Source organism: Polaribacter sp. BAL334 (assembly GCF_015767435.1).
GTDB lineage: Bacteria > Bacteroidota > Bacteroidia > Flavobacteriales > Flavobacteriaceae > Polaribacter.
This window is the reverse complement of the sequence record NZ_JADWOV010000255.1, coordinates 99,540-115,446: the sequence shown is the minus strand read 5'-3', so window position 1 is coordinate 115,446 and position 15,907 is coordinate 99,540. Positions and strand designations below refer to the sequence as shown.

Annotated in this window: 10 protein-coding genes; 4 read left to right on the top strand and 6 right to left on the bottom strand. The window is 32.7% G+C overall.

Translation table 11 applies throughout. The features are described from left to right. Nucleotides 1-194: 194 nt before the first annotated feature. Nucleotides 195-1,967: a glycerophosphodiester phosphodiesterase family protein gene (locus IU405_RS15650; protein WP_231749545.1), complete on the bottom strand. Its 1,773-nt coding sequence runs from the start codon at nt 1,965-1,967 to the stop codon at nt 195-197. Between the two features lie 99 nt (nt 1,968-2,066). Then, nucleotides 2,067-4,568, bottom strand: a complete 2,502-nt coding sequence (locus tag IU405_RS04755) for a TonB-dependent receptor (protein ID WP_197437467.1) — start codon at nt 4,566-4,568, stop codon at nt 2,067-2,069. A gap of 370 nt (nt 4,569-4,938) precedes the next feature. On the opposite strand from IU405_RS04755, the gene IU405_RS04750 reads away from it, so the two are divergent. From IU405_RS04750 to IU405_RS04735, 4 genes are all read left to right on the top strand, one after another. Beyond that, nucleotides 4,939-5,283 (top strand): DoxX family protein, encoded by a 345-nt coding sequence (locus IU405_RS04750; protein WP_197437466.1) that lies wholly within the window; start codon nt 4,939-4,941, stop codon nt 5,281-5,283. Between the two features lie 3 nt (nt 5,284-5,286). Further along, nucleotides 5,287-5,634 carry a DoxX family protein gene (locus IU405_RS04745; RefSeq protein ID WP_197437465.1) on the top strand — a complete coding sequence of 116 codons (348 nt, stop codon included), beginning with the start codon at nt 5,287-5,289 and terminating at the stop codon, nt 5,632-5,634. A 277-nt stretch (nt 5,635-5,911) separates the two neighbouring features. Beyond that, a complete protein-coding gene (locus IU405_RS04740) occupies nt 5,912-6,919 on the top strand; it encodes an NAD(P)-dependent alcohol dehydrogenase (RefSeq protein ID WP_197437464.1) in 1,008 nt (335 codons plus the stop codon). Between the two features lie 713 nt (nt 6,920-7,632). Continuing rightward, nucleotides 7,633-9,405, top strand: a complete 1,773-nt coding sequence (locus IU405_RS04735; protein ID WP_197437463.1) for an ABC transporter ATP-binding protein — start codon at nt 7,633-7,635, stop codon at nt 9,403-9,405. A gap of 353 nt (nt 9,406-9,758) precedes the next feature. Here IU405_RS04735 and IU405_RS04730 read toward each other — a convergent pair whose 3' ends face one another. The 4 genes from IU405_RS04730 to IU405_RS04715 all read right to left on the bottom strand — a co-directional run bounded on the left by IU405_RS04730 (nt 9,759) and on the right by IU405_RS04715 (nt 15,713). Beyond that, a complete protein-coding gene (locus tag IU405_RS04730; protein ID WP_197437462.1) occupies nt 9,759-12,119 on the bottom strand; it encodes a DUF2357 domain-containing protein in 2,361 nt (786 codons plus the stop codon). A 6-nt stretch (nt 12,120-12,125) separates the two neighbouring features. Next, a complete protein-coding gene (locus IU405_RS04725) occupies nt 12,126-13,994 on the bottom strand; it encodes an MrcB family domain-containing protein (protein ID WP_197437461.1) in 1,869 nt (622 codons plus the stop codon). Nucleotides 13,995-14,107: 113 nt separating this feature from the next. Beyond that, nucleotides 14,108-15,163 carry a nuclease-related domain-containing protein gene (locus IU405_RS04720; RefSeq protein WP_197437460.1) on the bottom strand — a complete coding sequence of 352 codons (1,056 nt, stop codon included), beginning with the start codon at nt 15,161-15,163 and terminating at the stop codon, nt 14,108-14,110. 124 nt (nt 15,164-15,287) lie between these two features. Next, entirely contained in the window at nt 15,288-15,713 is a 426-nt protein-coding gene (locus IU405_RS04715; protein ID WP_197437459.1) for a hypothetical protein, read from the bottom strand. Nucleotides 15,714-15,907 lie beyond the last annotated feature (194 nt).

Here is a 15,907-nt window from a genome sequence, read left to right as displayed (position 1 = left end):
TTTTGTTGTCTCTGTTGTTTCTTTTGAGAGGTTAAAAAAGACTTTCAGGAAAGTGCAACTTTATTTGTTGTATCATTTTTAATAATTTTCGAAAAAATTGTCTGGAAAATTAATAACTAAAAAGTATTCTTTTCAAAATAAAAAAGGGCTAAAAGACATCTTCCTTTAACCCTTTTTATAGACTTTTGATAAATTTACTTTCTTAATGGAATCGCAATATTTGGATAATCTGTAATCAAACCATCCACGCCCATTTTCAATAAACGTATCATGTCTTCTATTTTATTGACTGTCCATGGAATTACTTTCATGTTTTTTTGATGACAATTTTCAACTTCTTTGTCCGACATTAAATTAAAATATGGACTGTAAATTTGAGGCATAAAACTCAGCATTTTCAAATTGGTTTCCATATTATTCTGATAAGTTAAAAAAGCTAAATAATACTCAGGATAGGTTTTATGAATGTATTCTAACACTCTTGGGTCAAAACTTTGAATCACCACTCTTTCAATAGGAAGTTTTGATTTTTTAAGTATGGCTACCACAAGGTCGCAAAATTCATTTACTGCAGGTTGATACCCTTTTGCTTCTTCTGTTGGTGTACTTTTAATTTCGATATTGTAAAGAATCTTTGGGTTTTTTGCCTCTGCAAAATCTATCACCTCTGATAATAATGGTTTATATGCTTTTACTTTTTCTTGCTCAGGAAAATTAGGATTACCAATCGCACCTACATCATACTTTTTGATTGATTGATAGTCGTTTTTATAGAAATTAAACGCAAAACCTACTTCTTTTGTAATGCTATTTCCTTTCATATCCAAAGTGATTTCGTGATTGAACCAAGGTTCATGCGAAACCACCACCTTTTTATCTTTACTGATCACCACATCCAATTCTATGGTGTTTACGCCCAACTCAATCGCTTTTTTAAAACCTGGCAAAGTGTTTTCAGGTTGCAAACCTCTTGCACCTCTATGACCTTGCAATTCAAAATCGAATTGAGGTTGTTTGTTCAAAATGATATCATCCATAAAATTCAATGTTTGTTGGTACACATTTTTCCAGTCATTCGATCTTAAATCGCATGCAATGACATGATTTCCAGTTTCAGGAAAGGCCATTTTTTCTTTTTTATCAGCGGCTGTTCCCAAAGCATCAAACATTTTTAGCATCGCTGGCACTGAAACTACCTGGTCTTGTTCTTGTTCGTTTTTATAATAATAGCCCATAAAAACAGGTGCTTTCACTTTTGCAAACGTCTGCGGGGTCATTGTAGTAGTGAGCATTTTAATCAAAGCAACATATCCATCAATATGATAGGAAGTTGACCAATATTTTGCTTCCTCTTCATCCCTTTTTTGTTTCATAATTTCGCTTCCATTCATTTTGATAAATCCCGCTTTTCCTTCTGTTGAGAGTATGGCTGCAAATGCAGGATTTTTCAATCCGATAAAAGGAGAATACAATATCAATCCTGCAATCGATTCATCTTCTGAAGCCAAATGTAAACTTAAAGTACCTCCAGTTGAGGTGCTCACCAGAATAATTTGTTTGCCCAACATTTTTCCAATTTGCAGTGCTTCTTTTGCTGAAGCAATATAGTTCTCGGGTGTCAAATTTTTAAAACTATCTCCTCTATTAATTCCATGCTCTTCAAGGCGAGACATGAAAACATTAGCTTGGTATTTTTCAGAAAGTTGGGTCATGACAGGTTCGCCTTCTCTATGACTTGCGCCAAAACCGTGCAAATATACAAATGCGATTTTTGATTGTTTTTCCTTGAAACCTTTTGCCCAAATGATTTTAGCTTCGTTGTTTGGTTTTATATTTTCAACCTTATTTTCAGCAGTTTTAATGGCTTCTTCTAAGTTTGAAATCGTGGTTTGTTGACTAAGAATTTGTCCCTGAATTGTTTGATAACAAGCGACTAAAAAGAGAATGATTGTAGCTATTTTTTTCATCTGTTTGATGTTTTTATGATGATTGTGATATGATCTTATAAAAATAGAAAAACTACATTAACTTAATTAATGTAGTTTTTTAAATGATTGTTATTATTTTTAGAAATCCGCTTTCAATTGCACCCCAAAAAATCTTGGAGCACCTCCAATAAAAGTTGGAATTCCGAAAGCACCTCCTGTATTTCCTGCATCAATAATGTATTTTTTATCCATTACATTGTTCATGAAAAAGGTAACTTCATATTTCTTTTGAATATCTAAACCCAATCTGAAGTTAAACAAACCATAAGCATCTTGAGAAATATTAGGCAAATTCGTTTCTTCAAAAAACACTTTTGATTTATACGTATAGGTTGGTCTGAAGAAGAAATCCAAGTTTTCATTCACAATTTGATTGAAGTTAAAACCTGCTGAAAATGAATGTTTTGGAGTTAATCTGAAAGTATTTCCAGCCAATGCTTGTGCATTTCCGTTGGCATCAGTTTCATCAAAACTAGCGTCAATATAGCCATAGTTTGCAAAGAAACTGCTGTTTTTAGTAAACGCATATTGAGTCGCCATTTCTAAACCAAAAGAACTTGCGTTTCCACTATCTTCAGGAATTGAAGTAAGGTTACCGTTTTCAAATTTTGTAATTGTGGTTTGAAAGTTTGAATAATCATACATGTATGCATTTACATCAAACTGCAATCTGTTGTTCATAAACAAAGATTTTGCACCAATTTCATAAGACCAAACTGTTTCATCAGAAAGAACATCTGTTGTGGTTGAGGTTATGTTGATTACGTTTGGACGTCTTCCTTTAGAAGTTGTTGCAAATAAAGTGATGTTTTCGTTCAAGTTATAATTCATTGCCAAACGTCCAACTGCTGATAAAAAGTTTTCGCTTGCAGTGATTTTTCCGTTGGTTGGTAAACTCAAAATATTAGAACCACTTCCTGGAGTTAAGAATGCTAAAAATGATGGTTTTTCGATATCATCTACTTTAAAACCTGCGTTGATGTTTTCCCAAGTAGCTCTCAATCCTAAAGTCATAGAGAATTTATCAGAAAAATCATAGGAAGCATCTGCAAAAATATCTCCTGAATAGTTTTTACCATAATTGGTAAAAGTTTCGCTGTTGCTTGCTAATAAAGGTGCACCAGCCAAAGGACCTAGTTGTGGGATATTGGGCAATACTGGGAATAACGTTGGCACGCCATTGATGACCAATGCTTGAGGACTTAATAATAAAACAGCTAAACTTCTTTCGTCAAAATACCAAGGCACTTCTTGTGAACCATCTTCGAAGAAAAAGTTAGCCCCAAAAAATCCTCTGAATTTATCTTTTGTATCAAAATTGAAACGAACTTCTTGACTGAATTGTTTTCCTTTTGCAATTTCTCTAAAGTACAACGCTGGTGCAGCTGTTCCATCAGCATCAAAAGCTTCGTTTGAATCAAATTCACGATAAGCTGAAGTTGCAGTTACATCCCAAATATCATTGAAACTGTGTTTTAAAATTCCAGTGATTCCATAAACGGTTCTGTCAAGACCCAATTCTTCACCTCTCTCTAAATCAGCAAAAGTATTTGGACTTAAATCACCACCTAAAGGCGCAAATGTACCACTTTTAAAAGAAGTTCCTGGAGGCGTATCTTGTTGCCAGTTTGCAATCACATCTAAAGTTGTGTTATCAGAAATTAAATACAATAAAGATGCTCTGAAAGCCACTGTTTCTTTTCCGTTTAAATCTCCTCCAGAACGATTTTCGATATAACCATCTCTGCGATTGTAAATCCCAGCAACTCTTAAAAACACTTTGTCTTTAGACAACACTGTATTGGCATGACCAGTTGCTAAAAACTGATTGAAGTTTCCATAACCAAGTTTCAATGACCCAGAATTTTCGTTTTTTGCTTTGTTTTGGATAATGTGCATTGCACCAATTTGTGCACCGCGTCCGAATAAGGTTCCTTGTGGTCCTTTTAAAACTTCTACACGTTCAATGTCAAATAATTCAACCACTGAACCTCTTGATTTACTGATAGAAACACCATCTTGAAAAATAGAAACTCTAGGTTCAACTCTTGAGTCTCCACTATCACTCGTAATTCCTCTTACTACGATTCCAGGATTGTTGGCACTCTGGATTTGCACTTGAAAACCAGGTACAAATTCTGACAATGCATCATATTCAAAAGTACCTTGATTGTTGATAAAATCAGTTCCGTAAGAAGTAATCGCAATTGGCACCTCTTTGTTTCTTTGTTCTCTTTTTTGAGCAGAAACCACCACACCTTCTAAAAGATAGGAACTTTCTTCAAGAATAAAATTTTGAGTGATTTCACCTTTTGCAACCACAACTTCTTTTTTAATGGTATTGTACCCTAAGAATGAAACTTCAACTATAATGGATTTTCCTTCAGATAATTTCAATTCATATTTTCCGTCAATATCTGAGGTTGTCCCTTTGTTTGAATTTTTAATGGAGATGTTTGCACCCATAATTGGCTCACCTTGAGCAGTTTTTACAGTTCCTTTTAGGGTTGCTGTGTTTTGGCTATTGATTGACAATAAGCTGAAAAAAGCTACTATCGTAAGTAAAAATTTAAATTTCATTTGTTTGAATTTGAAGTTAATTTGTGATGCAAAACTATTGTGGTGTTTACAAACAAATGTTAATTCAAAATTATTGTACAGTTACTTTATGTGTACAAAAATGACAAAAATGAAATAAATATTTTACAAAATAATAACTTGTTTTCTTTTGAAATTGGCTTTTAGAAATCTTATATGTGAATACTTTTCAAGTTTTCTATTGTTATTCAAAATCAATGATTTAAATGAGTATTTCATTTGATTAGAAATCTAATTTGATTCCATTCCAAATAATAACAATCAACACCTTGATTCCATTTTTTAAACCATTCATTTCGTTTATCTTCTGTAGATAGTTAGTATCTTTCACGCAATTTTAAATCGCATTTTTATGATTAATTTAATCACCATTGCTCAAATTGTTGTGGCTGCCTCTGTGGCATTTGTTTGGATTTTTAGAACACACAATGTAATCAAAGAGTTTGATCAATTCGGATTGAGCATTCTAGTAAGAAGTTTTGTAGGTTTTGCGAAAACAGTTTTGGCTACATTGTTAATTGTGGGAATTTGGTTTCCATCTTTGATTTTGTTTTCAGCAATATTGATGGGATTTTTTATGGTTGCTGCACAGTATTTTCATTTCAAAGCAAACAATCCCATGAAACAGCGATTACCATCTCTAATCCTACTGACATTGTGTGTTTTTATTGCGTTCAATGCCGCTAACCTTTTTTAAAATATGTCGTTTTACACACTAAGTGTTTTCGTTTCAAGTATTTCATTTTTAGGGTATGGCATTTCTTATTTTACAAGCCCACATATGAAAAGTGAATTCAAACGCTTTCAGCTTGAAAAATTAGGTTTGCTCACCATTATTTTGCAATTATTAGGTGCTATTGGATTGCTCTTAGGTTTTTGGTTTTACACGCCTTTGTTGTTGATTTCCGCTGCTGGATTATCATTAATGATGTTGCTTGGTTTGCTTGTCCGTTTCAAATTAAAAGACAGTCTTTGGGTTTCCTTGCCAGCACTATTTTTTATGCTTTTAAATGCCTATATTTTTTGGATTGGGTTGTCAATGAGTTAATTGCAGAATGTAATGATTTGGTAAGAAAACAGTTTATCAATGAACTGATTCTGTTTAAAAAAATTTTTATTAAAAACGAAGAACTAAGAGCTAAGAGCAAAGAATAAAGAATAAAGAGCAAAGAACCAAGAACAAAGAGCTTAGACGAAAAACTTAGGCAAAGAACTAAGAGCAAAGAATAAAGAATCAAGAGCTTAAAAACCATTGCTTTGGGAAATCTTTTCTGATGGGTAGAATTAATTTTGTACCTTAACCACTTCAAATTAAAAAACGAATTATGAGAAAAGTACAAGCCTACGCTGCTACAGAAGCAGGATCTAAATTAACTGCCTTTCAGTACGAATTGCCCGCCATTGGAAACGAGGAAGTGGATATCAAAGTGTCTTATTGTGGTATGTGCCATTCAGACCTTAGTATGATCAACAACGATTGGGGAATGAGTCAATTTCCATTGGTTCCTGGTCATGAAATTGTGGGTGAAGTGGCTGCTATTGGCAAAGATGTTAAAGGTTTGAAAATTGGTGACAAAGTGGGTATGGGTTGGAATTCAGCCGCTTGTATGCACTGCAACCAATGTTTGGACGGAAAACAGCATTTGTGTGGTAGCTCGGAAGCCACTATTGTAGGACGTCATGGGGGTTTTGCAGATTATGTGAGAGGTCATTGGTCGTGGGTCATTGCGTTGCCAAAAGACTTAGACATGGCAAAAGCAGGTCCGTTGTTTTGTGGGGGGATTACGGTTTTTAGCCCTATTGTATTGTCGGGAGTGCAACCTACTGACAAAGTGGGTGTGATTGGTGTTGGCGGATTGGGACATATGGCGATTAAATTCTTAAAAGCATGGGGTTGTGAGGTGACTGCCTTTAGCTCGAATCCTGCTAAAACAGCTGAAATATTACAAATGGGCGCCCATCAAGTCGTGGATTCTGCCAATTCAGATGCCTTGCAAGGAATTGCAGGTAGCTTGGATTTTATTTTGAATACCACCAATGTCACTCTTGATTGGAATTCTTATTTAACTACATTGGCTCCACAAGGAAAATTGCATACGGTAGGCGCTGTTTTAGAGCCTATGGCAATTCCGGCTTTTAGTTTGATTATGGGTGAAAAATCGGTAGGTGGAAGTCCTACAGGGAGTATCGGATTGACCAAAAAAATGTTGGAGTTTTGTGTACGACATGGTATTTATCCTACTGTTGAGGAATTTCAAATGGCAGATGTTAATGAAGCGATTGCTCATTTGGAAGATGGAAAAGCACGCTTTCGAATTGTGTTGAAAATGTAAACTTGATCTTCTTCTTCGTGATTGGTTTTTGTACAAGCTATGCCACAAAAATCACAAACCTGACTGCCGCAGGCAGGGAAGGCACAAAAGGCACAAAGTAAAAATATATGCATTGATGCTTATTTTTACTTTATATATATGCTAAGTTCGGTTGCATTTTACAATTTCTATCATCCGATTAAAAACTTCGTGTAACTTCCTGCCTGCCGCAGGCAGGTGTGATTGCTTTGTGAACCTTAGTGTAATAGCTGTGTCACAAAAGGCACAAAGGAGGCACAGAGTTTCACAAAGGAATTGTCTCAAACTAATAATTATTAAAATAACATCACCATGGCAAAATCACAAGACGCTAAAAAGAACGTTAAAAAGGAAGCTGTTTTAACACCCAAAGAAAAGAAAGCTGCAAAAACTGCAAAGAAAGCGAATCGCAAATAGTATGTAACCTGAGCTTCATTTAGCTGTTACACAGAGTTTCACAAAGTAGGCACACCTGCCTGCGGCAGGCAGGGAGTTTCTAAAAGTTTAGAAATTTTGGGACTAAAGAAATTACCTATCAGCACAATGCAACAAAAGTGATATTGAACTCACTTTATTTATGGTATTTCCAAAATGAAAACCACTTTTAGTAAGTGGTTTTTTTTGTGCAACCTATTTTACAAATCAACCCACTAAAATGGTTATTTTTGTCATTCATTTCTATACGAATACAACCCATGCAACATTTACAAACCAATACAAAAAAAACCGATACCTCTACCCCAAAAGTAACCATGGCGAAAGCCTTTACCACCATCATTTGGCCGCGTAGAAATTTGGTGTTTATTGGTTTGGGATTGATTGTCATTAAAAGTTTGTCAGGATTGATATTGCCTTGGCAAAGCAAGATTTTGTTAGACGAGGTGATTCCGAATAAAAACATGACACAATTGTATAGTTTGATTGGCATTGTGTTGGGCGCTATTTTGGTGCAAGCAGTTTCTTCTTTTTTATTGACCCGAATTCTAAGTGTGCAAGCGCAATATTTGATCAGTGAATTGCGTGCACAAGTGCAAAAAAAGGTCTTGTCATTGCCCATTTCCTTTTTTGACAATACCAAATCAGGGGCGTTGGTTTCAAGGATTATGAATGATGTGGAAGGCGTACGAAACCTGATTGGTACTGGTTTGGTGCAATTGGTGGGTGGAAGTTTTACGGCCATTGTCTCTTTGGTGATTTTGATCAAATTGAATCCTTGGATGACCTTATTTGTGTTTGTGCCCTTGTCTATTTTTGGGTATATCGCTTTGAAAGCATTCAAATACATTCGCCCTATTTTTAGGACTCGTGGAAAAATCAATGCCGAAGTTACAGGTAGGTTGACAGAAACTTTAGCAGGTGTGCGTGTCATCAAAGCCTTTAATGCAGAGGCACAAGAACAAGTTGTCTTTGAAAAAGGCGTTGACAAACTCTATCAAAATATCAAAAAAAGCTTGACTGCCACTGCCTTTATGACGAGTGCTTCTACCTTTTTAATTGGCGTGGCTACCACAGGAATTATGGGAATTGGGGGCTATTATATGATTCAAGGAGAAATGACCACAGGTGATTTCTTATTTTTTACGCTTATTTTGGGGTTTATGATTGCGCCCATTGTGCAGATGAGCAATATTGGTAGTCAATTGACAGAAGCTTTGGCGGGTTTGGACAGAACCGAAGAATTGATGAATGCTACCTCTGAAGCAGATGACCATGAACGCCATATTCAGTTGCAGGACTTGAAAGGCGAACTCACTTTTCACAACGTCTCTTTTTCGTATGAAGCAGGCAAAGAAGTGTTGCACGATATCAGTTTCACAGCCGCAGCAGGCTCTGTGGTGGCATTGGTTGGTAGCTCAGGCTCAGGGAAATCTACCATTGCAGGATTGTCGGCTACGTTTTTAACGCCTACTTCTGGAACGGTGTTGATTGATGACCACGATTTATCCAAAGTAGTGTTGCCCAGTTATCGACAATATTTGGGAGTGGTGTTGCAAGATGAATTTTTGTTTGAAGGTACCATCAGAGAAAATATCTTGTTTCCCAAACCGAATGCTACAGAAGCTGAATTGCTAAATGCTGTAACAGCTGCGTATGTCAACGAATTTACTGACCGTTTTGACGATGGTTTGGATACCTTGATTGGTGAACGTGGTGTAAAACTCTCTGGAGGTCAACGCCAACGATTGGCGATTGCACGTGCCATCTTGGCAAACCCTAAAATTATTATTTTGGATGAAGCTACTTCTAGTTTGGATACCGAAAGTGAGGCATTGATACAGCAAAGTTTAGCAGAATTGATCAAAGACCGCACCACGATTGTGATTGCTCACAGACTGAGTACGATTAAAAAAGCCGACCAAATTTTAGTGATTGAAGCAGGCAGGATTGTTGAGCGAGGCACTCACCATGAATTGATTGCGTTGCAAGGCAGGTATTATGATTTGTATACTTACCAAGCGAAGATTTAGTTTTTTAAGTATTAGACACAAATTGCACGAATTTCACTAATTCAAGAATGCATCATTTCATTGAACGAAATCCTGTTTGATACCCTGATTTTGTGAATTGGTTGCATTGGGGTTGTATCGGATATACAACGGCTTTGCATTGGCTTTGCATTGGCTTTGGTACGCTATAACCCTTTCTGAGCATCTTGGTAAGTTGGGCTGAGGATGTAAGATGTACATTATTGGAACCTTTTTTAGCTTACCCAACACTATCCCCTAAGTATCCCCCTAGTATCCCCTAAGTATCTCCCTAGAATCTTTGTCCAAAAATAACTATACAGGTTATTACATAAATCCTATTATAGTTATACAGGTTAGAGTTTTATTTTTTTATTCATTAACTCAGTAAGTGATACTGTAAATGGCATCCCAACCTTTGAATAAGGATTTCTTACAACCTGTTGTATTCTCTTAAACTCACCCAATTCTTTAAAATTCCAAATGACATTTTCGAACTCATTAGATGATACTTTTTGAATATCAATAGACAAATAATAGTCTTTTGGATTTTTAGCTTTAGGATATTTCAATTCTTCTAAATATAATGTAGAAAATACTTTTGGGCCTTTACTAGTAATTTCGTACAAATCTGATGCTGTAGATTCGCCACTTCTTCTCAATAATAAATATTTTGCGTTTACAACTTCATTATTCAATTCAAGAGACCCAATTTCTTCATCCATTCTGAAAATATATTTTCCGTTTTCTTCATACCAATTGAAACGTTCTTTACTTGTTGCATAACCAACTAAAACAAACGTGTCGTCTGGAATTAGTTTTACATTATTAATATATTCGGGTAATGGTGTATGAAGAGTATTTTTATCTTCTTTGACGTTTTTATAAACTTCACGAGCTTTATAACTAATATTTTCTCTCTGAGATGCTCTATCTAACAAGTGGTCAATTACTGAATCTATAAATTTTGATAAATCAGAAATATCATTGTTATTGCTTGTTGGATTGATAGAAAACGCACCCAATCCAGGAATAATTTCATGAAAACCTCTGATTTCCTTTTTTTCTGTACCTGGATATAAAACATAAGCACCTCCTGACCTCCTAATAGCATCTTTATAAGCATGCATCTTTAACAAATCTGCATTTTTATAGATTCCTTTCCGCTCGTTATTTTCCTCTTCTTCAATTAAATCATTATTAGTAGAAGTTTGAATTTGGAATTGAGTTACTTTATATTTTGCGTCAAAATGTATATGTACAATAAGTTCTTGTTTTTCAGCCTCTTTCTCTTTTAATATTGCTGGCCAAACTGATAATGTATAATCTGGTCTTAGAGTAGTTGTATAACTACCTGCTTGCTCATCTGTATATTTTGTGCCGCCTTTAAAAGACCTATTGTAAGAGAATTTAACTTTTAATGCTCTATTTTTTGTGATAAAATCACCATATAAAGCAGTATGCTTTCCTTGTTTTACCATTACATTCAAACCATCTTTGGTTGGCTCTATTAGATGGTTATAAGATTGGTCTTCGTGCTCTATATCTTTTATTTTAAACTTAGATTTAAATAAATCGTATAATGTAAAAAACAACCAATATTCATATAACGTGGCAATGTCTCTTTTACCTGCTTTATATACATCGTCACCACCTTTCCAAACTAATTTCGATGCTAAATCATATTGCAACCAAGTACTTAAAATTTCACGATAACCACTTTTCCGCTGTAAAACTGGGCTATTCAATTTTAATGAAATTGGTCTAGAAATATTTTTAAAGAATGATTGACTCAAAAAGCCATCCAGTTTTGCAACTAAATTTGAGGCTTCTATATTCGGCCTATTTAATCGATTTTCTTTGAAATACTTTTGGCAATCCTCAGCAAAATTTAAAAAAACTTCTAATGCATGTTTTACAAATCGGTTTTCAGACGTATCTGTATGCTCAATTTTTCTAAAACTATTTATTTTATTGGGTATGGAATGAATACCTGCATTGAATAATGAATGTGATAAATTTAATGGAATCCTATTGCTCCCTGAGGTTATTTGTTTTGTTGCGGTATTTGTGAATCTCTTTATTCTTCGAATATCTACTATTTCTTCTTCAGTATCCCAATTCGTTTTAGGAGAAGCTATGATTTTAAGAACCGCTTCTTCAAAATCTTTGTTTTGAACAATAGCATTTATAAAACTAAATCGTTGGTAAATAGTTTGATTATCTCTTGAAAAGTCTGTTTCAAAATTTTGTTCAACAGGTGAATTGATTTGCATTAAAAGTTCTGTACACTTATCTGTTATGTCTTTCAACATAAAACGATAATTTTCACGATAACTTTTATCTAATTCTGTGTCAAACTTTGTGGCTAAAACTTCAATAGTAATTTCACATTCTTTACCATCTTGGGTTGTATCGGTAACAAATAATGTAAGTGTGCCAACATAAATATTTGGGACAATCCTTCCTTGAGAAGGCTCTCGCATTGATTGAGAAACTATACCATCAATACTACAATGTAAGCGGTATTTTTTATCAGTAAAGGCATATTCATAACTATTACCCTCCAAAATTTGTAAGATACTTTCGCCATTTTCATTTGCTTCTTCTTCTGTAATTTCAAAAAGTCTCGCCTTATTCTCAGGATAGATTTCTAAAAAGTCTGTTTCGTTGAAAAATGCTAAAGGTACTTGAATATGTTGTTTGATAACCTCCATTTTATTCTAGGCTTCAGCATAACTAGTAAAACCATTCGCTAATACATTTTTATACATTCTGATTAGCTTTTCAAATGAAATAGGATATTTTATAGTTAAACCTTCAAAGCCATTTTTATAATAGTCTTCAAAATTCTTTTCAAATTCAGATTTGTTTACATCTTTCACACATAAACCTGACAACGAAATTAATATTTTCACCAACTTGCTTCTAGAACCATGCAATTTTGGTAACAATTTTTGCATAATGGCAATGTCTAAACATTCATTATCTTTATCTTTAAATGAAGAGTCTATTGTTTTTAATTTTGAAACCAACTGCAATATTTCACTTGCTGCTCGGTAACCAAACTCTGCACCCACCAATTGCAATTGTTTAAAAAATGAAAGTAATTCATTTGTTATGAATTCATTTTGTTCAATTATTTTATCATCTACAATGTTTAAAAAACTTGCTGCCATAGCAATTCCTTTACCTTCTAATTCTTCTAGTTTTGGTATGCCAGGATTTGTTAAAAAAGATTTGATTTCATTATCTGTAATTCTGAATTCTATTACATTAGCTCTATCTAATACCTTTGGACTAAACATATAAGTTGTTTCATCAATATTGACAGTGCCAATAATAAATAAATTTTTAGGCCAACCTATTTCTAAATCAATTTCTAAACCATCTAAACTTTTTCTTTTTTGCCCAGTATATAATTTTATGGTATCGTTGGATTCCATGATACTCAAAAAGTCTGCAAAATAGCGCTCTACATGGCTTAAGTTCATTTCATCTAAGATTAAAAAGAAAGGCTTATTTTCGTTTCCTTCTTTGATTGCCTCTAGTAATAAATGTATTACTCCACTATCAGGAGTTATATATTCTTTTGCTTCCAACCCATTTGGGTAACCAACTAAAGGTTCACGATTTGTCCAATCAGCACCTACAGGTACAATTTTGTACTGTGAATTGTTTTCACATATCCATTGTACAAAACTCTGTGCTAATTTCGTTTTTCCAGAACCTGAAAGACCTGAAAGAATTACGAAAGGTTTAGCTGAAAGTGAAGCTATGAAACGGAGAATTAATTCATAAGAAAAATATAGTTTCGAATTTTGTAGACCGTCTTGATAATTTCTAATATTAAAATCGGTAGTTTCGTTTTTGAATGAAGTCATTTTTATATCTAATTCAACTGATTTATAAAAGTTTAAAAGTTCAATTAAATCATTATTAATTATATGTCTTTTTGGCAAATCATTTACATTATAGACTTTATAAATATATGATTTACCATATCTAAATGGACTTTCTAATTTATTATGTTTAAAGTAATTATCAATTGTCGTAAGATTACTTAATGGCCATTTATATTTAGGCACATTAGTTTCGCTTATACCATATGCAAGTATTAATAAGTTCTCATTTTTAAAATAAAGATAAACCGGATAAATTCCATTAGCAGTTGTAATCCCTTTTCTTAAAAATGAAATCCAGGGAATTTTTGCTGAGCCACCTTGACCAAAACTAACTTTTACGTCTAATCCATCAAAATATTTCTTATATTTTGAATACTTCAAATTATCTGTAAGAGCTTGCTTTAAAAACTCAATTAATTCCTCATAATATGATTCTTCCTTTTTTAATATTTCAAAACCATTATCTCTCAATATTTTAAATGGAGTTTCAACATTGTTACCAAAATCTTCTAGAGTTAATTCATTTTTGCCATTTAATTTATTGGCAACAGATAATACTAGAATAGGAGGATATTTTTGACCATTAAAAACTAGGTCGTATGTTGACAAGTGTCTTTTATTCCTTAAGTCTGGATTTTCATCAATCTCTTTAATCGCAGCAATTATTATTTCTTTGTTAAATTCCATTAATTCTTAATTTCATAATTAATTTTTAAATTCTTTAGTAAAAAAGCATTTTTATCTGCCTACTAAAATAACCATTTTTAAAGCAATTTTTACTTTTAATATTATATTATACATCAACGCTCGTTTTTTCTAATAAAATAATCTGCAATCTTATCTATTTCGTTATTCGTGTAGATAGGTTTAAAATAATTTATAAATCCATTTAGGTCACTCAATGTCAAAACTTTTACATGTTTAAAATCTTCTATTGGTTTACTATTTGTGAGCGCAATAATATTTCTAATTGGGATAGTTGTTTCACCCCAATGATGTTTTTTTTGAACTAAATTATTTTTCCTTAACAAATTATATATCGCAAAATTTGCTCTTTTAATTTGCTGAATTGGAGAAAACAAACTTGAATTATTTAAAGATTTATCACTCCAATTTTTGGTTTCTATTATAAAAATACCTGAAGGTGAAATTAAAAGGTGATCGATTTGTATAGATTTCACATAAAAACCTTCACTTTTATTGTAAATATTTGGGTGAAATGAATAGCAAAAATCATTTATTAGGATATGTTCATCAGATAATTTTTTTAGCTCGTTAACAACTTTTTGCTCTCCTTGAGCTCCATAAATAAACTTTTTCAAATTATCAATAACTACTTTTTTTCTGTCAATTTCATCTATTTCATATTTAAAACTTGTACAAACTGCTTCTTCAAAATTCTCACTAAGATATACAAGCCTTTTCTTTTTTTGAAGCAATAATTTCTCTTCAAATTTGAAAGAATTAGAAAGTTTAATTTCTAATAAGATCCTTTCTTTTAATATATTATAATTGATAAATTGATTTTTAATTGATTGTAAGATATAATTAATAAAAGTTGCCCTTGTATGTTTTATTTTATCCTCTAAATCCGAAATTTCTGATTGATGTTTTTGCTTAATACTTTTCTTTTTCAAATCTAATGATTCCTCTAGTGAGGGAATTTCATGGCTAAGATTATTTTTTTCTTGCTCAATAAGTAACGTATGATTTAAAATAATTTGATTTCTTTGTTCTAAATAATTATTCTGAAAACGAATCAATTCTTTTACAGAAGTAAATTCAGTAATCTTATTCTTAATTAAATCTGATTTAATTTCTCTGAGGCATCCAATAGTATTGTGGATTTTAGTCATATCTCTATCAGTAAAAATCAATATCTAAGTTATCAAGTTCCAAAGTATTCAAAATAAATAAATAATCAAACTTTTGGTTTTTTAAGACCCTTTATTTTATGTAATCTTTATTCCGTAGTTATATTTATTTCTCTTTCCTATAAAATTGTTTCTTATGGTTTGTTTTGGGTAATTTATTTTCAACAATCTCAATCCCATTATTTCTTAAAACCATTTCAATCAATGCTTCTGATTGATCAAATTGCATTGCTAAATCTTTGATAGAAACACCTTTTAAATACCTTTCTTGTATTTTTTGCTGCTCTGTATCCGTGATATGTTTATGATTTACTTCAGTGTTATTATGAATTTTTGCATGATAGTTTTGAAGCACTTTTATAATGTCTGTTAGTACAGTTGGATTGATTTTTATTAAATTCTTTTCCTCTTTTGAATCAAAAATATTTTGAAGCATTTCAACATACAAACTCCCATTTTCATGTCTCACTAAATCTATTAGAAAAGTACTCTTGTCAAATTCTAATTGCTTGGTTTCTATGATGGTTTTCATTTTTTAAATTATTTTTTTTTATGAATGAAGTACTAACCATTTTCAATGTAATCGTAAATAAAATCATTAATTTGTTCACTTTCTTCATCAAATTTTAAGACAATCCTCGATACTAAATTTTCAATCCAATTATTAATCTCATTTAATGAAATTAAGTTATTTAAAAACACTAAGCGTTCATTGTTAATATTAAA

What these genes read in the sequence shown, in the direction of transcription:
- IU405_RS15650 (WP_231749545.1), bottom strand. Translation starts at nt 1,967, where the DNA reads ATGAAAAAAATAGCTACAATCATTCTCTTTTTAGTCGCTTGTTATCAA.
- IU405_RS04755 (WP_197437467.1), bottom strand. Translation starts at nt 4,568, where the DNA reads ATGAAATTTAAATTTTTACTTACGATAGTAGCTTTTTTCAGCTTATTG.
- IU405_RS04750 (WP_197437466.1), top strand. Translation starts at nt 4,939, where the DNA reads ATGATTAATTTAATCACCATTGCTCAAATTGTTGTGGCTGCCTCTGTG.
- IU405_RS04745 (WP_197437465.1), top strand. Translation starts at nt 5,287, where the DNA reads ATGTCGTTTTACACACTAAGTGTTTTCGTTTCAAGTATTTCATTTTTA.
- IU405_RS04740 (WP_197437464.1), top strand. Translation starts at nt 5,912, where the DNA reads ATGAGAAAAGTACAAGCCTACGCTGCTACAGAAGCAGGATCTAAATTA.
- IU405_RS04735 (WP_197437463.1), top strand. Translation starts at nt 7,633, where the DNA reads ATGCAACATTTACAAACCAATACAAAAAAAACCGATACCTCTACCCCA.
- IU405_RS04730 (WP_197437462.1), bottom strand. Translation starts at nt 12,119, where the DNA reads ATGGAGGTTATCAAACAACATATTCAAGTACCTTTAGCATTTTTCAAC.
- IU405_RS04725 (WP_197437461.1), bottom strand. Translation starts at nt 13,994, where the DNA reads ATGGAATTTAACAAAGAAATAATAATTGCTGCGATTAAAGAGATTGAT.
- IU405_RS04720 (WP_197437460.1), bottom strand. Translation starts at nt 15,163, where the DNA reads ATGACTAAAATCCACAATACTATTGGATGCCTCAGAGAAATTAAATCA.
- IU405_RS04715 (WP_197437459.1), bottom strand. Translation starts at nt 15,713, where the DNA reads ATGAAAACCATCATAGAAACCAAGCAATTAGAATTTGACAAGAGTACT.